Below are 18,483 nucleotides of genomic sequence, written 5' to 3'. Positions count from 1 at the left end.
CTCCTTTTGCATAAGCTTCAGGGCTTATGCACTCAGGAATTCATTCTAGAGCTGTCTGACAAACGACAGTTTTCAAGCCATGGTCTCAACACGAATACGTGTAACAGGTGCCTGGATATCAATCAGGCTTTCAATTTCATCAATGGCCTTATCCAGTTCCGATTCTTTGATGGTCTGGGTCAGGATAACAATGTCAGCGAAGCCATCGCTTTCACGGATCGCTTTTTGGGTGATGGCATCCATATTAATCCCATGGTCACTGAGAATTTGGGTAATGGCATTCATGACACCAGGGTGATCGTCAGCGTGGATGCGCAGATAATTGGGGCTCAGTGTCTCACCGATGGACAGAACCGGAGTGCTTTGTAACTCATCTTCTGAGAAGCCCAGTGGGTTCGGGGTTGCTTCTGGCGTAGCCAGTGCTCTGGCAATGTCCATAATATCGGCAACAACAGAAGAGGCTGTGGGCTCGGCGCCAGCACCGGGCCCCACCATCATGGTTTCACCGATGGCATCTGCATTGATTACAACAGAGTTCAGAACGCCGTTGATATTGGCCAGTGGGCGGGAAGCCGGAATAAGGGTCGGATGAACTCTGAGTTCAACGCCTTCATCAGTCTTTCGGGCAATGCCCAGATGTTTGATGCGATAGCCCAGCTCTTGTGCGTATTGAATATCGGCCGGGGTTATACGGCTGATACCTTCTGTATAGGCGCGCTCAAAGTTCAGGGGTATACCAAAGGAAATCGAAGCCATAATGGTCAGTTTATGGCAGGCATCAATGCCTTCTACATCAAAGGTGGGGTCAGCTTCTGCGTAGCCCAGTGCCTGGGCCTCGGCGAGTACCTCTTCAAATGAACGTTTTTTGTCGCCCATTTCAGTCAGAATAAAATTACCTGTTCCATTGATGATGCCAGCCAGCCAGTTAACCTGATTGCCTGCCAGACCCTCTCTCAGGCACTTGATGACAGGGATGCCGCCAGCCACTGCCGCTTCATAGGCAACCACGACATTCTTTTCACGGGCTTCCTGAAAGATCTCATTGCCATGTTCGGCTATCAGGGCTTTGTTGGCCGTAACAACATGTTTACCGTGTTGGATAGCTGTGAGAATCAATTCCTTGGCAACATCGTATCCGCCAATGGTTTCAACAATAATATCCACTTCGGGATTACGGGCGACATCAAAGATGTCACGGGTGACTTGAGTGGTCGAGGTATCAGCAGCAGGGTTGTCCCGACGGGCACCAATCTGCTCTACAATAATGGGTCTGCCAGTTCGCGCAGCAATGCTACTGGCATTGCGTGTCAGTACATTAAACGTACCGCTGCCTACGGTACCCAGGCCACATATTCCTACTTTGACCGGTTTCAAACTGTTATCCCCCGTGAGCTGATCTCAACTCACTGTCTGTGTCGACGGCTTTCAGAAACAGAAAGCGTCCTGATTTATTATCAATGGATGGGGGATTATAGCCATAAACCGGCCTTAAGGGCGATAGTTTGCCCTGGCTTTTCATGATTCCTGTCCATGATCAAAAACAGTGTATCACTGCCTGATAATGTTCAGTCATGAAGATGCTGTTCTGAACTCAGATCAACACCCCACTGAAGCTTTTTGAGTTATCTACGTCCACCAGGGCCCAGATCCAGCCGGAAAATTCTGAGGTAGCTATAAGGTCCGCTATGGCACTGGGCTGAGGCGGTAATTGACCTTCTTCGGCCATTAGCTCAAGATGCCCTCCGATGGCTTCTACCACATTGGACAAGGCTTCTTCATAACTGTCACCCGCCGAGAAACAACCTTTTAGATCAGGAACCACCGCACCAAACGCATAGTCATCATTGCCCACTTCAATCGCTACCGGATACAACATATTTATGCTCCCTGGGACCTTATGCTCGGTGGAATCGGGTGCGGGGTGGATGCGCACCCTGAAGTACTATGACTTTGGTGCAGAGTCAGCTTTAGTGTCAGGAGCGGTTTCAGGGGCAGGAGGCGGTGTAATGCCCATAATTCTGGCAAGCTCCGCAGCTGGGCGGTAACCGGGTATGGCTTTGCCGCTCTCAAGAAACAGAGCAGGGGTTCCGCTCACACCCAGCTTCAGGCCCTGCTCGAATTGTTCTTCAACGAGAACTTCGCATCGGGTTTGTTCTTTGTCTTCTTTGGAAGCTTTATGAGTAATCTCTTTGCCGTTTTTGAGCTCTGAAAGGGCTTGCATTCTCTCGGGTGAACACCAGGCGTCAACCATTTTGGCGTAGGCTGGGGATTGTTTTCCGCCCCTGGGGAAAGCCAGATAACGTACTTCTATCCCCATGTTATTGAGTCCAGGCACTTCCTGGTGGAGCTTTCGGCAGTAACCACAGTCGGCATCCGTAAAGGCATAAACAACGCCTTTAACCTCTTCCTTGGGTGAAAAGACAATTTGATCTTCTTTTTTCAGAGACTTCAGTTGGTCTGCCACGGCTTTATTACGAAGCTCTTCTGTCAGGTTAACGATCTGGCCATTGTTAATTTCCAGCATGTCACCACGCAGCAGGAGTTTGCCGGTTTCATTGGAATAGATCACGCTGCCGCCTTCCAGAGTTACCCTGAATACGCCTCCCCAGCCACTCTTTTCAATGCTTTTAATGGGAATGTTGGGGTCCAGACCTTTCAGTTCACTGGTAATGGCATCTTGTACTTCTTCAGTGGTCTGGTCTGCTAATGGCGCAGCCCGCAAAAAGGGGGTCGTCGCCAAAGTGGCAGACAAGATCAGGGTGCTTAGGCGCATGAGTCATCCTCCTGGGTATTGTTTTTTTCTCGACCGACAGTGTGTAGCAAGTCAGGTAGCTACTGCCAATAAGATCGCAGGTTCTGGGTCAGAAGTTTAGACACTTTATTGGAATTGTCAGTTTTAACCGTCATGAATCAGAAAATTCATTACTGGTTATGGTATCTTCTTTTGTGTTCCGTCAGGTCTCTTGAACTTCTGCAGAGCGTCCAACATAGCCTCTGTCGGCCATCCGTATCTGCTACGGTTATGTCACACATTCTTCCCCCGCTGTGTTCTGCGCTTTCGTGAGCCGACAAACTACTGGCGTTCGGGAAGATCTCCCCGCATCGCCATATTTGGCCATCCTCGATTATGAACGTGTTACAGACCAGCCCGACAACGAGAGAGCCCGTTTGTGAGACACTGAAACGGGGACCGTTATAAGGACCTGATAAGTCCCTCTGTGCTTCTATGCCTGCAACAAATTCCGGTAATCTTGCCAGTGGCGAAAGGTCTCCTCTGCAATGTGGGCAGGACCATAGTGAAGTGGTGAGAATCACCCTTTGTAAACAGTGCCTGTCAACTTTTTTCGAACAACAGGGGGCAGTAACCTCATCGGTCAACTCGTCAAGGCACACAGGGCACTCCTCATCTGCTTCAGTCAGCCCTCCGCTAGCGGAGGGTGGTCGCAATTGACAAAAGCCATTACAGAAATCGACGTAACAATTTAAACCGTAAGTATGCTGTTGTTGTTCAGGATCCTGGTTACCTTCGCCGGAGCCGGAATTCAGAGAGCTGTTGAAAGAAGCTTTCAGTTGGGTGGCGGTTGCTGAGGCCTGCAGACCGGATGATGCGGATGGCTGGTTTGCCGGGTCATTTTTTCCTTCAGCCTGTCCGGGAAGCCCCATAATGTTGATCGCAAAGGGATGATCCTCTTGCGTTGTAAGGGTGGTTGCTAACCCGGCTGTATCCTGATGCTGTGCAAGCTCGACAATAAAATGTCTTGTCAACTGTTCGGCCTGACAAATGACAGATAATGACGGCAGCAATAAAAGAAGCACTGCAGGAAGTGTTTTTTTCATTATCAAGTCCCTATATTTTTTGCTTCTGAGTGTGCAGATTAGACTAATAGCAAGAGAAGAGTGGTTTTTTGAATTGAGCCTCCCGCCGAAATGAGGGTGTCACAAAATCTCCGGTTCCCATGCTGGAGCCTGGGGACCAGAGTTAGGTCTTCATTCCCGCGAAGGAGGCTGTCGCAAAACGCTAACAACTCGTTCCCTCGCTCTGAGGCTGTCGTAAAACTCCAACAGCTCGTTCCCATGCTCTGAGGTCGTCATTCCCGCGAAGGCGGGAATCCAGGGCCAACAGTTGGTCTCTGCCTTCTCGGGGATGACAAGGCCAGAGGGGCACCGGGCAGTATGGTTCTGGTGGGGAGTCAGTGTAGATTCCCGCCTTCGCGGGAATGACGGGAGTGAAACCGGGAATGACGGGAGTGAAACCGGGAATGACGGGAGTGAAGACAACTCGTTCCCATGCTGGGACCCACAGGGCCTGAAGGCGTGGGAACCAGTGTTTTGCGACACTCTCAGAGCCTGGGAGTGAGTTGTGATTGCTGTAATAGACGGCGACATAAACCATGTCCCGTTCGGCGTTGGGTCTTTACTTTCTGGGTGGAGGCATTAATGCCGGATCCAGGGGGAGCCTTCGAAAAGTCTCCCTGTCAATATCTGCAACACCATAGTAGGTGCTGAGATAGTCCAGGATCGGTTCCCAGGTTTCAGAAAGATCCCAAAGTCCCTGGGTATCTATCATCCACTGCAGGGTCTCACGCCAGGCTTTTTTGTCGCCACTGTTCTGGCTGACAATAAAACTGCTGTGGCAGACGTTACACTGAGCGTTAACCATCTCCCAGCCCGGAGCCATTATCAGTCCGGACTTGGGATCAACCGGGTACTCTTTTCTCGGCACTTCATCGGGTGCGGCCAGGCTCGCTCCGCAAAGTAACGCCGAGACTACCAATATTTTGAGCTGTTTTAAGCCCGCCATCAGGCTACCCTCACAGCAATTCGGTGACAGCCATTGAAGAGGTAGCCTTTCGGGTTCCACTGGGGTTGGACCACGGGCTGGGAATCTCCTTCACTGTCCGTGGCTTTGGCCCAGATTTCGTAGTAACCCTGCTCTGGCAGCTTCAGATTAATGCGCCACTGTTGCCAGGCACCCTTGTTGACCGGTTGGCTCAACTCGGCCTGATGCCAACGAGTACCATAGTCATAACTGACTTCAACCTTGACGACTTCCCGCAAACCGGCCCAGGCATGACCCCTGACTTCCTGGGTTTTACCCAGTGACAGTTCAATCCCGCTCTGCGGGAAAGTGATCAGAGACTTGACGATCATCACTTCGATAATTTCAAAATCTTCATTGGGCACTTTCTCCCCGGGGGCTATAGGGTATCTGGGAACCTGATAGGCAGGTGCTGCCATCTTGGCGCCATCATGTACCTTGTTACGAACACTGATACCTGTGGCTGCCTTCTGGGAAACAGAAGCCGGGCGGCCAGCAAAGACAATGCGCAGAGGGAAACCGTGGCGAAATGGAATATCTTCACCATTCATAGCCCAAGCAATCAGGGCGTTATCATTCATGGCTGCGGCAATAGGCACACCCCGGGAAATCGCAGGCCCTGTGCCGCTGAGTTGTTTATCAATCCCGTGGTTACCGGTGTAAACTGCGTCGTCTTTCACGCCACAGTCTTTCAGTACATCGCTGAGCAGGACGCCGGTCCATTGTGAGCAAAAAACGGCAGCGTTATTCCATTGGTTGCCTTTGGTGTTGGGGAAAAAATTTTTACGGCTATTGCCGCCGCATTCCAGAACCAGGTTCAGTTTGTGGTGTTTGAACCTGCTCTTGAGTTCATCGATGGTATAAGTCCTGGATTTGACGACTGATTCACCGTCGACAGTAAATGTCCAGGTCTTCGGGTCTATCTTGTCGAAATCCGGCATCAGACCATTCCAGCGCGTAAAGGCTATGTTTGCCGGTGTTACTGCCGGGTCCAGCATGTGTTCAGCAGGATGGGCATTTAACGGGTTGGTATTCAATACCGTGTAATAATCTGGCAGATCTTCCGCCCTGACCCATTTCATTGTGGAGATGTCAACAGGCTCCAGACCTGGGGGACGGTTTTGAGCAAAAACCCACCTCACAGACAGAATGGAAGCAGCGGATGCGGTCAGTGCCTGCTGTAGAAACTTTCTTCTGTTCATTATCGGGTATCCGGTTAACCTTTTGGCATCTGGTTTGTTCAGATTGCAAAGGCTTTGGGTATGCTCAAGGCTTTTTGCCTTCGTAGAAAAAGTCAGCCAGACGCAGCATATCTTCTTCACTTAACAGTTGAGCGACTTTAGTCATGGTGATGTCCTGTCGTTTCCCGCTTTTGAAAGCCTGTAATTGAGCGAAAAGGTACCGGCGATTCTGCCACTTGAGATTCGGGATGGTATTGAACTCATTACTGCCATCCTGACCATGACAGGCACGACACATGTTAGCTAACTTTTCATATTTGTCAGTTGCCTGGGCTGTTGACAGGATGGCAGAAGGCAAAAGCAGCAGTGCTGTAACTGCTGCGGGTCTCAGGTAGAGCCTGATGGTATCCGGTAAGTTCAAAGCGCAAGCCTATACAATGTTTTCTGATATTAACCCGAATGGCTAAATTAAAAGGCTTAGGTCTTATGATTGCTAAATAGTGATGCTTTTAAATAATGAATATCTGTTTTTTTTGGATCTGATGAAGCCGGATTCGGATGTTCGATGGGTGTCAGTCAAATGAAGCTTAGCCTTGTATTCTACTGTTTAAAAAGGCTGAAACTGCATTCAGCCTCTGGGATGGTGAGATTCGTGCAGTTCACTCAACCGCTGCCGGGCAATATGGGTATATATCTGGGTAGTTGAAAGGTCGCTGTGCCCCAGCAGCAGTTGGACCACCCGAAGGTCGGCTCCATGGTTCAAAAGATGGGTAGCAAAGGCGTGGCGAAGAACGTGGGGTGAAACCGCGCTTTGAATGTTGGCTGTTATGGCATGTTGTTTGATCCGGTGCCAAAAGGTCTGACGTGTCATCGGGTTGCCATTTCGGCCTGGAAACAGTACCCGATTCTCCGGGTCACTGATCAGAAAGGGTCTGCTGTCTTTCAGATAAAGGTGAAGCCAGTTCAGGGCTTCTTCACCCATAGGCACCAGCCTCTCTTTATTACCCTTGCCCTGAATGCGGACGATGCCCTGTCTCTGGTTGATTTGATTCAGGTTGAGATTGACCAGTTCCGATACTCTGAGTCCGCAGGCGTAAAGTAGCTCCAGCATACATCGGTCTCTAAGCCCTAAATCGGTATCAAGGTCAGGGGCTGCAAGCAGGTTTTCAACGTCAGTCTCTGTCAGGTATTTGGGCAGAGGTCGTCCCAGTTTGGGCATCTCAATATTTTGAGTAATGTCCTGACTGATCACCTTTTCTCTTAAGAGGTAACGGTAATAACCGCGCAGGCTGGATAGTGCTCTGGCTGTTGAGCTGGGTCGAAACGCCTGCTGGTGTCGCCAGGCCAGATAATTTCTTAGGTCAGAAGTGGATGATCTCTCGGGTGTGAGCCTGTTCTGAGAAAGCCAGGAAGCGAATTGTTCTATATCGGTTTTATAGGCCGTGCGGGTGTTTTCGCTAAGGCCTTTCTCAAGCCATAGGTGGTTGAGAAACAGTTCGATGGAGGTATTGGCCATTATCATCTGTGTATCAGGTTGAGGCTCCTATTATTGCGGCATATGGAAGGATCGTAAAGAAAACAGTACAAGCCTGAAAATGAAAAGCTGTTTTCTGTTTTGAAGGCATAAAAAAAGCGACTTTAGTCGCTTTTTTTATGGACTGACAAGGTTGCCGGATTGTCAGAACTTTTATGACCCTGGGCGTCATGCTCAGGGTTTTGGAGACCCCTGGAGAGTTTTCCGCGCGAGGCGAAAAGCGTCCCTTAGTTGAGCTTTTCCTTGATACGAGCTGCTTTACCGCTCAGAGCACGCAGGTAGTACAGCTTGGCTTGACGTACGTCACCGCGACGCTTCACATTGATAGAAGCGACCAGAGGGCTGTATGTCTGGAAAACACGCTCAACGCCAACACCGCTGGAAATCTTGCGGACGGTGAAAGCGGAGTTCAGGCCACGATTACGCTTGGCAATGCAGACACCTTCGAACGCCTGCAGACGCTCACGGTTGCCTTCTTTAACCTTAACTTGTACGACCAGAGTGTCACCAGGGCCGAAGCTCGGGATTTCCTTGGTCATCTGCTCTTGTTCGAGCGCTTCAATGATTCTGTTCTTGCTCATTTTAAATTTTGCTCCCGTTAGTCAAGTCTTCCGCTCGTCGAGTCTGCCTTGCTGTGGCTATCCGAAGAAAGATGTTCCTGAATAAATTCAGACAACAGTTTTTCCTCTTCGCGGGTCAGTTTCCTGTCTTGCAACAGGTCCGGTCTTCTCAACCAGGTTCTGCCCAATGCCTGTTTGAGGCGCCATGCACGAATTTTTGCATGATCCCCAGACAGCAGAACTTCCGGCACTTTCTGCCCCTTGAAAATCTCAGGGCGGGTGTAGTGCGGACAATCCAGCAGGCCATCAGCAAAGGAATCCTCTAATGCGGAATCCTTGTGACCCAGGGTGCCCGGTACAAAGCGTGAAACTGCATCAATCAGAGTCATGGAGGCGAGTTCGCCACCACTTAACACGTAATCACCGATCGACCATTCCTCGTCGATTTCTTCGTTGATTACACGCTCATCAATACCTTCATACCGCCCCGATACCAGAATAAGCCGCTTTCTGGCGGCCAGCTCCTGAACCCCGGCCTGATCAAGCAGGCGTCCCTGGGGAGACAGGTATACCACCGTGGCATCGGCTCCAGCAGCTTTCTTGGCTGCATGGATGGCGTCACGCAGAGGTTGAATTTTCATCAACATGCCGGGACCACCGCCGTAAGGTCGGTCATCCACAGTCCGGTGTCTGTCATGGGTGAAGTTCCTGGGATTCCAGGTTTGCACCGAGACAATTCCCTCCTTTACAGCACGGCCGGATATGCCGTGATCGGTAATGGCCCGAAACATTTCCGGGAAGAGGGTGACTACACCGAACCACATATCTGCTGTTATGGGTGATTGTTCATGGCTATTCTGCGGCTCAGGGCTGTTTAACGGCTCAGGGCTGTTTAACGGCTCAAGGCTGTCCTCAGGCTCTGGGCTTTTAATCAGCTCAGGGCTGTCCATGTCAGTTTCACTCATAACGGTTAAAATTCCGGATCCCAGTCAATCCGAATGAATCCTGCTTCCGGATTCACTTCCAGGATCACCTGATCCAGTAACCATGGGACCAGTCGTTCGCGTCGGTCGATGCTGCCCTTGCAGGCTTTGATGACCAATACGTCGTTGGCTCCTGTCTCCATCAGGTGGCTGGCTTTGCCCAGCAGAAGCTCCTTGCCCGCTTCGTCAGCGGTTTTCACTTCCAGACCTTCAAGCTGATGCCAGTATATCTCGTCATCAGCCAGAGGGGGCAGTTCGCTCTCAGCGATCAGGATTTCTGCACCAGTGAACTGGCGGGCGATATCCCGGTCATCGCATCCGGCGATGTGTGCGACCAGACCCTTGCCCTGACGGCGGCCCTGATCGACTTCAATGGTCTGCTGGCGACCATCCTGGCGCAAAATCCAGTGTTTATAGTTCAGAATATTGGTCATGGGATGGGTATGTGAATACACTTTAACCCAGCCTTTTACTCCGTACACACCAGTAATACTTCCGAGGACAACCTGTTTGGGTTGAGCGGTTGCTGATGCTTTTTTCACTGGTTCTGTTCCTTTTTGAGGTGGTTGTTTAAACGGCTCAGGGCTGTTCTAAACGGCTCATGGCTGTTCAACCTGACCTCAGGCTGCTTTGGCGTCTTTCAGCAGCTTGCTAACGCGGTCGGATACGGTAGCGCCCTGGCTCAGCCAGAACTCAACACGCTCCTGATCCACACGCAGACGCTCTTCCTGACCACGGGCAGTAGGGTTGAAGAAACCTACACGCTCGATGAAGCGGCCACCTTGAGCCTTACGGCTGTCAGCAACAGTCAGGTGGTAGAACGGACGCTTTTTGGAACCGCCGCGAGCTAAACGAATTGTTACCATGGAATAATTTCCTGTAATCGTGATGTCCGGCAACGCTTGTCTCTGATGGCTCCGGGAGCCTTCAGACTCATGGAACACTGACAGTGGGCCATGAAGGGCGCATATTCTAAGGAATAACCGTCCTGCTGACAATATGCTTGACACTTATCTTGCTGCGGAAAGTCTCATGGAATGAGGGGAGGGCAGGTTCTGTGGGTTGCACGGAGGGGCTTATTATGATCTTTATATTGCACGAAAGTTCTAAAAAAGCCTCTTCAGGTTGTCCATTCTTGATGTAATGAAAACTGTTCAGCTTGACTGAAAAGAGTGAATACTTGATATAAGTGATGTTTGTCGTATATAAAATCGACTGTACCCTGATCCATGAATAAGAAAGGAAAAGTCATGTTTTTTATTACGGTCGATGAAGAAATACGACTACAGCTGGTCAGTGAGACGTTGGCACCAAGATACCTTGAGCTGTTGGAAGAGAGCCGGGAATACCTCTCTCGCTGGCTGCCCTGGACTGAGTTCTGTAATACCGAAGAGGGTTTCAGGGCTTTTGCCAAAAAATCGCTGCATGACTATGCCGACGGTAAAAGTCTGACCTGTGCCATTGAGTTTCAGGAAAATGTGGTGGGTAATATCAGTTTGAATACCATTCGTCACGATCTCAAAATGGTCGAGGTGGGTTACTGGCTGGGGGAACCTTATCAGGGGAGTGGCATTATTACCCGGGCTTGCCGGTATCTCTGTCATCATGCCTTTAATAATCTGGGTATGGAGAAGGTGCAAATTTCGGCAGCTGAAGAAAACCTTTCCAGTCGTGCAGTTTGTGAACGATTGGGAATGACTCTGGAAGGCGTGATAAGTCATCGCGAAAAAGTGGGTGATAAGGTGCTCAGTCACGCTATCTATGGACTACAAAGGCCTGAAGTGGTGAAGCAGGGCCTATTTCGCATTTCATGAAAATGATGCGGAGAGTGACCTTTTTTACAGATTATGGCCAGCTTGGCTGGCCATAAAATTGTCAGGAATGGCTAGAATGGGAACTTCTTACCGCCGCCTGGAGGCATCATACCGCCCATGCCGCCGGGCATCTGACCTTTCATACCACCCAGGCCGCGCATCAGCTTGCTCATGCCGCCTTTCTTGGTGACTTTCTTCATCATCTTGCTCATCTGCTTGTGCTGCTTGATAAGACGGTTGATGTCCTGGATCTGGGTGCCGGAACCTGAGGCAATACGCTTTTTGCGAGAGCCGTTCATAATATCCGGATTTGCACGTTCAGCCGGTGTCATGGAGTTGATGATCGCTTCCATCTGGACAAAAATCTTGTTGTCCATCTGGCCGGGCATGTTGGCTGGCATACCCGGCATGCCGGGAAGTTTGTCCATAACGCCTGCAAGGCCGCCCATTTTCTTCATCTGCTGAAGTTGGTCACGGAAGTCTTCCAGGTCAAAGCCCTTGCCCTTTTTTAGTTTGCTGGCCAGTTTGTCGGCTTTCTTTTTGTCGAGCTTCTGTTCAGCTTCTTCAATCAGGGAGAGAACGTCACCCATGCCGAGTATTCGGGAAGCGATACGGTCCGGGTGGAATGGGTCCAGAGCGTCTGTCTTTTCACCGACACCCATGAACTTGATCGGCTTGCCGGTAATATGGCGAACCGACAGGGCGGCACCTCCGCGTGCGTCGCCATCTGCCTTGGTCAGAATGACACCGGTCAGGGGCAGGGCATCACCAAAGGCTTTGGCGGTATTGGCGGCATCCTGACCGGTCATGGCGTCAACCACAAACAGGGTTTCGACAGGATTAATGGCACTGTGCAGCTGCTGAATTTCATCCATCATATCGCTGTCGATGTGCAGACGACCGGCGGTATCGACAATGACTACATCAATATGCTTCAGGCGAGCTTCCTGAATGGCTGCTGTGGCAATATCAACAGGTTTTTGTTCGCTGTTGGATGGGAAGAAATCGACGCCGACTTCACCCGCCAGCGTTTCCAGCTGCTTGATCGCTGCCGGACGGTAAACATCAGCACTGACGACCATAACAGATTTTTTGTGGCGTTCCTTGAGGAACTTGCCCAGTTTCGCCACAGAGGTGGTTTTACCGGCACCCTGCAGACCGGCCATCAGCAGAACAGCGGGTGGCTGGGTCGACAGGTTCAGCTGGTCATTGGCTTCGCCCATGACCGAAACCAGTTCTGCCTGAACAATCTTGACGAAGGCTTGGCCGGGGCTCAGGCTGGACTGTACCTCCTGGCCAATCGCCCGTTCTCTGATCCGGTTGATGAACTCCTTGACCACCGGCAGGGCAACGTCAGCCTCCAGCAGGGCCTTGCGAACCTCGCGCAGGGTATCTTTAATATTGTCTTCAGACAGTTTCGCCTTGCCGGTGACGTTACGAAGCGTCTGCGACAGGCGTTCGGTTAAATTCTCGAACATCCAGTTACCTTGGAAATACCTTGGAAGTAAGGTGCAAGTGTGTAGTTGGCATTCATTATATCCAATCCCGCGCAAAAGGGGCAGCATCAGGTCCTGGCAGAGACAGTATTTCCACTTGATGGATGAAAACAAAGTAGTTCTTGTGTAGATTTGGACATGGCAAGCTCAGGTTTGCATCTTCCTAAGTGGCTTTGCGACGGTTTCGCCATCAGGAAAATTTCAGATGGAGGTTATAAAAGAATCAATGAATTTCATGCTCGTCAGCATCGGTGCCATCATTTTTTATGCAGTGGGAATGGTCTGCCAATGGGGAAGAATTACTGGTCGCGGTGGCGCTCGAAATTTAGTGTTGCTGGCAATCACAGTCGGAGCTGCTTTACATATTTTTTCGCTCTATTTTTCTATTCACACCGATAAGGGGACCAACCTTGGTATTCTCACGATCGGTTCTTTGACGACACTGATAGTGACACTGGTAGTATTGCTCAGCAGTTTGCGAAAGCCTTCTGAAAGTCTTCTGGTCACGATTCTGCCTTTTACTATCATCTCGGTTCTGGCGGACTGGCTGGCTCCTGTGGAACACATTTTTCATTCACCCACTCTGATGGTGGTGCATGTTCTGCTGTCAGTATTGGCCTATGGTTTGCTGATGGTGGCCGTGTGTCAGTCACTGCTTCTGGCCTATCAGGAAAAGCAGCTTAGAAGTCACAATCAAAAGCGTCTGCTCAAAGCCCTGCCGCCCCTGCAGACTATGGAAAAATTGCTGTTCGAATTTCTTTCTGTAGGAGTCATTCTGCTGACCCTGTCGCTGATTTCAGGCTTCTTGTATATCGATAATATGTTTGCCAGTGATATGTTCCATAAAACAGTACTTTCTCTGGTGGCCTGGGTGTTGTTTACGACACTGCTGATTGGGCGCTGGGTCAATGGCTGGAGAGGACAAAAGGCCATGCGTTGGACGGTTGCCGGTTTTATCCTGTTGCTGGTGGCTTACTTCGGTTGGCGAACGGTTGTCGACTTTATTCTGGTCAGATGAGCCTTTTCGGAGCAGACTTTGTTTACTGCTCCTTTTAATCTCTCTTTGCACTTCTTTTTTCCGGCAGCTTGAGAAGTCTGTAAGTCGGTCTATTGTTTATGGCTATGAAAATGATAATAGCCATAAAGCTCAGTAAAGTTTTGTTGGTCGCGGCTGTTGCTCTTTTTAGCACGTTGGTTTTGTTTAATAATCTGATGGACTATCAGAGTAATTACCGCTACTAAAAATCTAACATAATCTGTAATTATGTAGACTTATCTACGCCGTCGACATGGATGCACGACGAATCGTGTCTAACTACACTCTTGCGTAGGGTTTAGGGTCTGGGCGACCCCGTCGAGCTGTAACCTGTCTCGACCGTAATTATCAAGGTTCAAACTCGCACTGTAATCCCTATCATGCAGAGTTTTACATTTTGGACACCGCCACTCACGATCAGACAGGGTGAGATTGTCATTTATGTAGTCGCAAGTATGAACTGCACATTTCTTCGAGCTGGGAAAGAACCGATCTGCAATCACAACCTGACATCCTCGCAGCTCTGCCTTGTATTCAACCAGTTCTCTCAGCTTACCGAAACCTGCGTCACTGATTGCTCTTGCCAGTTTGCGGTTTTTTACCATGCCTTTGACATTCAGATTTTCGAGGGTGATTATTTTGAATCTTGACGTCAGATAATCACTTACCTCATGTAGTACGGCTGATCGCTGGTTACTTATCCGGTAATGCAGTTTGGCAACCGCTCGCTTGGCTTTCGCATAGCGGTTGCTTCCCTTTGTTTTGCGGCTTAACGCCCTCTGTTTCCTGTTAAGGCGTTTCAGAGAGCCTTTCAGTTTCTGATTAGCAGCAAAGGTTTTACCATTCGAACAAATAGCTAAACCTTTGATGCCAAAATCAACGCCTACAGACTCACGGCTTTGTGCTTTTGGGTCGAAATCCTGAGTGTCTACCAAAATAGAAGCGAAATACTTTCCGGCTCGCTTACTGATCGTCACCTGACAGGGTGTTCCTGTGAACCTCAGCTCTTGGCGCATCTTGATGCGGGTTTTCAGTTTCTCAATGCGAAGTGTTCTGCCATCAACATCGAACTTGGGTTTTTCTCTGAGAGAAAAACTGTCGTGTAGTCCTCGCTTCTTGAATCTTGGATCTTGGATAACCTGCTTTTTCTCCTTTCTTCACCCGACGAAAGAAGTGAGTAAAGGCGTCATGAAGATCGTCGATTGTGTTCCTGGTGACACGTTGGCTGACTTCGGCATACCAGGGAAACTCAAGCCTGAGTTCTTGGTATTTTTCATTCGCAGCCTTCTTTGACCATTTAACGCCTTCTTGATTGAAATGGGCTAACAGTTGATTGAACGCATGACGACGAGAACCACAAGCCCTATCAAGATAATCGGCTTGTTGTTTTGTCGGTCTGAGTTCAATCTTGTGAGCTAACAACATCTCGCAAAGTCTCAAGCATTTTTTCGTATAACCTGAGTTCGCCAACCTTTTGCAGAACAGCAGGCTTCCAGTAACTCTTGCTGCCTGTCTAAGTCTGGCTTTTGGTCGTGACCGGATACTCTGCAATAGCAAAGCGTAGGCGCAGCTTCGTTACTGTAGCCCATCAATTCAGACACGTCGTAGTAACGAGCTCCGCCTTTGGTCTTTCTGGCAGGAAGCAGCTCACCTGTATTTTCCGATTTTCGTAGTGTTATTGGGTCTGTACCAAGTAAACGAGCTGCCTCACCTATCTTCACTAATCACTTATCCATGCTTGAGATTTTATAAGATAGTTTTAGATTATAATAGATTTCTGCGAACTGTTTTTAACCCTTACGTTCAGCATGTGATGAGTATGGATACGACCGGAAACCTTGCTCAGGCAGAGTGGCGGGCAGTTCATGATCCCACGGTCTGGAAAATTGCTTACAATCTGATTATCGCTGTTGAAGCAATCATAGCTTTTTTATGTTGGATCGGTGCCGCCTTTATGATTCTCAATCTGCGCAGTGAAAATTTCCATGAAAGCAAGTGCCTGGCTCTGCTTGGTTTAACTCTGGGAATTATGCTCTGGTTTCTGGCCTTTATGGGAATTTCGGGTGAATGGTTTCTGGCCTGGCAGTCCCGCAGCTGGAGTGGTATTCAGCCAGGCTTCAGGGTGGCTGCACTGTTCTTTTTGACCTTGCTCTATTTGAGTCAGCAAGAGCGATAAAAGTGTTTGGGGTTTAGAGTATGAAACGTTAGAATCACCGCTTTCATGAACAGAATCTGAACGAGCGATTTCAGTCTTGAGCGAAGCATCTACCAGTCTTCTTTTGTCCATCTTGGCCCTTTTAATGTTGCTGTCGGCTTTTTTTTCCAGTTCGGAAACCGGCATGATGGCGATCAACCGCTATCGCCTTCGCCACCTGGTTCGCAAGAATCACAAAGCGGCCATGCGGACTCATAAACTGCTTGAACGCCCTGATAGACTGATTGGTGTGATTCTGATTGGCAACAACTTTGTCAATATCCTGGCTTCTGCCCTGGCCACTCTGGTGGCAGTGAGACTCTGGGGTGATAGCGGTATTGCCATTGCTACTCTGGGACTGACGGTTGCGGTACTGATTTTCGGTGAAGTAACGCCCAAGACAGTTGCTGCGCTCTATCCTGAAAAAATTGCCTTTCCTGCCTCTTTCATTCTGACACCGTTGCTGAAACTCTTCTATCCCATGGTGGTCGTTTTAAACTGGGTCTGTGGTTTCCTGCTGAGACCTTTTGGTATCAAACCCGGTCAGGCTGCTGAAGATCAGTTGAACGCTGAAGAGCTGCGCACCATTGTGACCGACCCCGGCATGTTATTGCCGCAGAAAAGGCGGGGAATGTTGCTGGGTATTCTGGATCTGGAGAAGGTCCGGGTAGACGATATCATGGTACCCCGAAATGAAATTTTCGGAATTGATATTGACGACGACATCAAGGATATCCTGGAACAGTTAAGAGCCTGTCAGCACACTCGCTTGCCAGTCTATCGTGGCGATGTAAATAATCTTGTGGGTATGTTGCATATGAGAAAGGTGGCGCGACTACTGAGTCAGGAAGAAGTCAATAAAGCGCTTCTCCTGCAGGAAACCACAGAGCCTTATTATGTCCCTGAAAGCACGCCACTGCATACCCAGCTGTTCAATTTCCAGAAGTCTAAAGAGCGTGTTGCACTGGTAGTCGACGAATATGGCGATATTCTGGGTCTGGTGACGCTGGAAGATATTCTGGAAGAAATTGTTGGGGACTTTACTACCGATGTTTCCGATTCCAGTCAGGATATCACCCCTCAGGAAGACGGTACTTACATCATTGATGGTTCTGCGTCCATAAGAGATATTAACCGTTCTCTGGGTTGGAAATTACCCACCGAGGATGCCAGGACAATTAACGGTTTGATCACCGAGATGATGCAGTTTATTCCGGAGTCCAGTGTCTGTCTCAAAGTAGGCGAATACCGGTTTGAGATCATGCAGGTCAAGGACAATAGAGTAAAAGCAGTGAAAATTTTCACTGCTTAACTTGAGTCACATATTCCGTAGAATGGACTTTGAACTCTGGCTATCCGACAGTTAGCGGTTTTGCGTAAAACTGTGGCTGGCATGAAACTGAGGTGCATCCAGTGGGATAGTGGTGTTTAATCCCACATTCAGAAATTCTACCAGCATAATGGCCGTCAATCCCCAGATCAGATATTCACCGTATTGATAAGAGGGCATGGAGTAGGTTTTATCATTCATGCTCCAGTGGTGAAACTGCAGGTTGTCCAGATTGGTGAAAAACTCCAGAGGAACGTGAAAAATGCGGTCCAGCTCTTCAATGTTAGCGTTGAGTGACAAGTTTTCCGGTACAGAACCGACGACAGGAATCACCTTGATGCCGAAGCGGGAAATAACTGGACCCATGGTGCCCAATATCTGGACGGAAGCAGGGTTCAGGTCAATCTCTTCCTGGGATTCTCTCAGGGCAGTCTGAATCAGATTATGATCGTCATCTTCCCGTTTGCCACCGGGAAACGCCACTTCACCACTGTGCTTGTTCATGTGTGAAGCCCTTCGGGTAAGGATTATTTCGGTGGCCTGTCCCTGGTCATTAGTCACCAGAGGTATCAAGACTGCGGCTTCCGGCAGAGGAGTGTCTATACTTCTTGGCTGATGTTTGTGGAGTCTTCGTTCTATATCTGTAATCAACATATAACAAGTGAATCTCTGGCTTTCTCGGCGATATTCAGATGCTCAGAAAACATAGTGACATTGAAAAAAGGCGCCGTTGGAACATTATTGTTATCGACCTTGGGTACCAGACTGCCAGTAACACCAGGCAGAGCTACGCTTCCGTGGGTGTAACACTAATTTTTCGGGCTTTGAAAAGATCATAACACAGATATTTTTTACGGCATGATCCATCTGGTAAAGAAATGATAAGCATTTTCTACACCAACTCTGATTCAAGTGACTTCAGGTATGAATCGGGTTATGGTGAAGAAAGATTTTCATAGTTAGAAGGAAAAACAGTGAATTTCTGCAGTGAGTGTGGCGCTAAGGTCAGTAAGAAAGTCCCTTGTGGCGATAACCGGTTACGTGATGTTTGTGACAACTGTGGCAAAATTCACTATCAAAATCCGTTAATCGTTGCCGGTTGTCTGCCAGTCTATGAAGGTAAAGTACTCCTTTGCAAACGCTCTATCGAACCACGCAGGGGTTACTGGACATTACCCGGCGGTTTCATGGAGCTGGGGGAAACCCTTGAGCAGGCTGCCCTTCGGGAAACCATGGAAGAGGCCGGAGCCGAGGTTACTCTGCAATCACTGTATACTCTGTTTAATATCGTTCATGTGAGCCAACTCTCGGTATTTTTTCTGGCTCATCTTGATAAACCCGAGTTCAGCGCCGGTGAAGAAAGTGAAGCAGTGGCTCTTTTCAGTGAAGAAGAGATTCCCTGGGGTCAGCTGGCTTTCAATACCATCAGTCGCACCCTTCGCCATTACTTCAGTGATCGTCAGACAGGTGATTTCCCTCAGCGGATGGAAGATATAGCCCTGCCGGGCCGTAAAGTGGTTTCCTGAATTTCAGGGT

Annotated in this window: 24 protein-coding genes; 6 read left to right on the top strand and 18 right to left on the bottom strand. The window is 49.3% G+C overall.

The annotated features are described in order from the left end of the window. Positions 1 to 72: 72 nt before the first annotated feature. The 13 genes from P6910_RS13695 to rpsP all read right to left on the bottom strand — a co-directional run bounded on the left by P6910_RS13695 (position 73) and on the right by rpsP (position 9,943). A complete protein-coding gene (locus P6910_RS13695) occupies positions 73 to 1,374 on the bottom strand; it encodes a homoserine dehydrogenase (protein WP_317141850.1) in 1,302 nt (433 codons plus the stop codon). A gap of 217 nt (positions 1,375 to 1,591) precedes the next feature. After that, entirely contained in the window at positions 1,592 to 1,876 is a 285-nt protein-coding gene (locus P6910_RS13690; RefSeq protein ID WP_317141849.1) for a type II toxin-antitoxin system HicB family antitoxin, read from the bottom strand. A gap of 66 nt (positions 1,877 to 1,942) precedes the next feature. Then, entirely contained in the window at positions 1,943 to 2,773 is an 831-nt protein-coding gene (locus P6910_RS13685; RefSeq protein WP_317141848.1) for a DsbC family protein, read from the bottom strand. Between the two features lie 149 nt (positions 2,774 to 2,922). Then, entirely contained in the window at positions 2,923 to 3,837 is a 915-nt protein-coding gene (locus P6910_RS13680) for a hypothetical protein (RefSeq protein ID WP_317141847.1), read from the bottom strand. Between the two features lie 181 nt (positions 3,838 to 4,018). Further along, positions 4,019 to 4,393 (bottom strand): hypothetical protein, encoded by a 375-nt coding sequence (locus P6910_RS13675; protein ID WP_317141846.1) that lies wholly within the window; start codon positions 4,391 to 4,393, stop codon positions 4,019 to 4,021. Between the two features lie 21 nt (positions 4,394 to 4,414). After that, positions 4,415 to 4,801, bottom strand: coding sequence for a hypothetical protein (locus tag P6910_RS13670; protein WP_317141845.1), 387 nt, complete (start codon positions 4,799 to 4,801; stop codon positions 4,415 to 4,417). Beyond that, the gene (locus P6910_RS13665) at positions 4,801 to 6,021 is read right to left on the bottom strand and encodes a sulfite oxidase (protein WP_317141844.1); all 1,221 of its coding nucleotides are present in this window, start codon (positions 6,019 to 6,021) and stop codon (positions 4,801 to 4,803) included. Before P6910_RS13665 ends, P6910_RS13670 begins: the two co-directional genes overlap by 1 nt. Before the next feature lie 64 nt (positions 6,022 to 6,085). Further along, positions 6,086 to 6,421, bottom strand: coding sequence for a hypothetical protein (locus P6910_RS13660; RefSeq protein ID WP_317141843.1), 336 nt, complete (start codon positions 6,419 to 6,421; stop codon positions 6,086 to 6,088). A gap of 207 nt (positions 6,422 to 6,628) precedes the next feature. Beyond that, complete coding sequence (gene xerD / locus P6910_RS13655) at positions 6,629 to 7,522, bottom strand: site-specific tyrosine recombinase XerD (RefSeq protein ID WP_410493832.1); 894 nt, start codon at positions 7,520 to 7,522, stop codon at positions 6,629 to 6,631. 239 nt (positions 7,523 to 7,761) lie between these two features. Next, positions 7,762 to 8,115 carry a 50S ribosomal protein L19 gene (gene rplS, locus P6910_RS13650; RefSeq protein ID WP_252180499.1) on the bottom strand — a complete coding sequence of 118 codons (354 nt, stop codon included), beginning with the start codon at positions 8,113 to 8,115 and terminating at the stop codon, positions 7,762 to 7,764. Between the two features lie 17 nt (positions 8,116 to 8,132). Next, positions 8,133 to 8,918 (bottom strand): tRNA (guanosine(37)-N1)-methyltransferase TrmD, encoded by a 786-nt coding sequence (trmD, locus tag P6910_RS13645; RefSeq protein WP_317146551.1) that lies wholly within the window; start codon positions 8,916 to 8,918, stop codon positions 8,133 to 8,135. A 146-nt stretch (positions 8,919 to 9,064) separates the two neighbouring features. Then, entirely contained in the window at positions 9,065 to 9,619 is a 555-nt protein-coding gene (rimM, locus tag P6910_RS13640) for a ribosome maturation factor RimM (protein ID WP_317141841.1), read from the bottom strand. Between the two features lie 78 nt (positions 9,620 to 9,697). Continuing rightward, positions 9,698 to 9,943, bottom strand: a complete 246-nt coding sequence (gene rpsP, locus P6910_RS13635) for a 30S ribosomal protein S16 (protein WP_317141840.1) — start codon at positions 9,941 to 9,943, stop codon at positions 9,698 to 9,700. Positions 9,944 to 10,327: 384 nt separating this feature from the next. Between rpsP and P6910_RS13630 the strand changes: the two genes are divergently transcribed. After that, a complete protein-coding gene (locus tag P6910_RS13630) occupies positions 10,328 to 10,891 on the top strand; it encodes a GNAT family N-acetyltransferase (RefSeq protein ID WP_317141839.1) in 564 nt (187 codons plus the stop codon). Between the two features lie 71 nt (positions 10,892 to 10,962). Here the strand turns inward: P6910_RS13630 and ffh are convergent, their stop codons facing one another. Then, complete coding sequence (gene ffh / locus P6910_RS13625; RefSeq protein ID WP_317141838.1) at positions 10,963 to 12,369, bottom strand: signal recognition particle protein; 1,407 nt, start codon at positions 12,367 to 12,369, stop codon at positions 10,963 to 10,965. Positions 12,370 to 12,592: 223 nt separating this feature from the next. Between ffh and P6910_RS13620 the strand changes: the two genes are divergently transcribed. Together P6910_RS13620 and P6910_RS26835 are read left to right on the top strand one after the other, a co-directional pair. Next, positions 12,593 to 13,405: an inner membrane protein YpjD gene (locus P6910_RS13620; protein ID WP_317141837.1), complete on the top strand. Its 813-nt coding sequence runs from the start codon at positions 12,593 to 12,595 to the stop codon at positions 13,403 to 13,405. Positions 13,406 to 13,503: 98 nt separating this feature from the next. Then, positions 13,504 to 13,629, top strand: a complete 126-nt coding sequence (locus P6910_RS26835; RefSeq protein ID WP_410493831.1) for a DUF2165 family protein — start codon at positions 13,504 to 13,506, stop codon at positions 13,627 to 13,629. 69 nt (positions 13,630 to 13,698) lie between these two features. Here the strand turns inward: P6910_RS26835 and P6910_RS13615 are convergent, their stop codons facing one another. From P6910_RS13615 to P6910_RS13605, 3 genes are read right to left on the bottom strand one after another with little or no spacing between them, the layout of a single operon-like run. Further along, the gene (locus P6910_RS13615) at positions 13,699 to 14,559 is read right to left on the bottom strand and encodes an RNA-guided endonuclease TnpB family protein (protein ID WP_317146550.1); all 861 of its coding nucleotides are present in this window, start codon (positions 14,557 to 14,559) and stop codon (positions 13,699 to 13,701) included. Then, positions 14,483 to 14,848, bottom strand: a complete 366-nt coding sequence (locus P6910_RS13610; RefSeq protein ID WP_317141836.1) for a helix-turn-helix domain-containing protein — start codon at positions 14,846 to 14,848, stop codon at positions 14,483 to 14,485. The genes P6910_RS13615 and P6910_RS13610 overlap by 77 nt, the downstream gene beginning before the upstream one ends. An 11-nt stretch (positions 14,849 to 14,859) precedes the next feature. Next, positions 14,860 to 15,144, bottom strand: a complete 285-nt coding sequence (locus P6910_RS13605) for a recombinase family protein (RefSeq protein ID WP_317141835.1) — start codon at positions 15,142 to 15,144, stop codon at positions 14,860 to 14,862. Between P6910_RS13605 and P6910_RS13600 the strand changes: the two genes are divergently transcribed. Both P6910_RS13600 and P6910_RS13595 read left to right on the top strand, forming a co-directional pair. Next, entirely contained in the window at positions 15,096 to 15,599 is a 504-nt protein-coding gene (locus P6910_RS13600) for a DUF2165 domain-containing protein (protein ID WP_317141834.1), read from the top strand. The two genes, P6910_RS13605 and P6910_RS13600, sit on opposite strands and share 49 nt — an antisense overlap. Before the next feature lie 76 nt (positions 15,600 to 15,675). After that, complete coding sequence (locus P6910_RS13595) at positions 15,676 to 16,929, top strand: HlyC/CorC family transporter (RefSeq protein WP_317141833.1); 1,254 nt, start codon at positions 15,676 to 15,678, stop codon at positions 16,927 to 16,929. 51 nt (positions 16,930 to 16,980) lie between these two features. On the opposite strand, the gene P6910_RS13590 is transcribed toward P6910_RS13595, so the two are convergent. Further along, a complete protein-coding gene (locus tag P6910_RS13590) occupies positions 16,981 to 17,601 on the bottom strand; it encodes a CoA pyrophosphatase (protein ID WP_317141832.1) in 621 nt (206 codons plus the stop codon). 320 nt (positions 17,602 to 17,921) lie between these two features. On the opposite strand from P6910_RS13590, the gene P6910_RS13585 reads away from it, so the two are divergent. Next, a complete protein-coding gene (locus P6910_RS13585; RefSeq protein ID WP_317141831.1) occupies positions 17,922 to 18,473 on the top strand; it encodes an NUDIX hydrolase in 552 nt (183 codons plus the stop codon). The last annotated feature ends 10 nt before the right edge of the window (positions 18,474 to 18,483 follow it).

This window comes from Endozoicomonas sp. 8E (genome assembly GCF_032883915.1).
Classification (GTDB): Bacteria; Pseudomonadota; Gammaproteobacteria; order Pseudomonadales; family Endozoicomonadaceae; genus Endozoicomonas_A.
Note: the sequence above shows the minus strand (reverse complement) of the source record. Positions and strands in the feature narration are given on the sequence as shown.

Excerpts from the sequence above, each read along its gene's own strand:
- P6910_RS13630 (WP_317141839.1), top strand. The coding sequence starts at position 10,328 with ATGTTTTTTATTACGGTCGATGAAGAAATACGACTACAGCTGGTCAGT.
- P6910_RS13685 (WP_317141848.1), bottom strand. The coding sequence starts at position 2,773 with ATGCGCCTAAGCACCCTGATCTTGTCTGCCACTTTGGCGACGACCCCC.
- P6910_RS13690 (WP_317141849.1), bottom strand. The coding sequence starts at position 1,876 with ATGTTGTATCCGGTAGCGATTGAAGTGGGCAATGATGACTATGCGTTT.
- P6910_RS13665 (WP_317141844.1), bottom strand. The coding sequence starts at position 6,021 with ATGAACAGAAGAAAGTTTCTACAGCAGGCACTGACCGCATCCGCTGCT.
- rpsP (WP_317141840.1), bottom strand. The coding sequence starts at position 9,943 with ATGGTAACAATTCGTTTAGCTCGCGGCGGTTCCAAAAAGCGTCCGTTC.
- P6910_RS13670 (WP_317141845.1), bottom strand. The coding sequence starts at position 4,801 with ATGGCGGGCTTAAAACAGCTCAAAATATTGGTAGTCTCGGCGTTACTT.
- P6910_RS13680 (WP_317141847.1), bottom strand. The coding sequence starts at position 3,837 with ATGAAAAAAACACTTCCTGCAGTGCTTCTTTTATTGCTGCCGTCATTA.
- P6910_RS13610 (WP_317141836.1), bottom strand. The coding sequence starts at position 14,848 with ATGTTGTTAGCTCACAAGATTGAACTCAGACCGACAAAACAACAAGCC.
- rplS (WP_252180499.1), bottom strand. The coding sequence starts at position 8,115 with ATGAGCAAGAACAGAATCATTGAAGCGCTCGAACAAGAGCAGATGACC.
- P6910_RS26835 (WP_410493831.1), top strand. The coding sequence starts at position 13,504 with ATGGCTATGAAAATGATAATAGCCATAAAGCTCAGTAAAGTTTTGTTG.
- ffh (WP_317141838.1), bottom strand. The coding sequence starts at position 12,369 with ATGTTCGAGAATTTAACCGAACGCCTGTCGCAGACGCTTCGTAACGTC.
- xerD (WP_410493832.1), bottom strand. The coding sequence starts at position 7,522 with ATGATAATGGCCAATACCTCCATCGAACTGTTTCTCAACCACCTATGG.
- P6910_RS13590 (WP_317141832.1), bottom strand. The coding sequence starts at position 17,601 with ATGTTGATTACAGATATAGAACGAAGACTCCACAAACATCAGCCAAGA.
- P6910_RS13620 (WP_317141837.1), top strand. The coding sequence starts at position 12,593 with ATGGAGGTTATAAAAGAATCAATGAATTTCATGCTCGTCAGCATCGGT.
- P6910_RS13675 (WP_317141846.1), bottom strand. The coding sequence starts at position 4,393 with ATGGTTTATGTCGCCGTCTATTACAGCAATCACAACTCACTCCCAGGC.
- trmD (WP_317146551.1), bottom strand. The coding sequence starts at position 8,918 with ATGTGGTTCGGTGTAGTCACCCTCTTCCCGGAAATGTTTCGGGCCATT.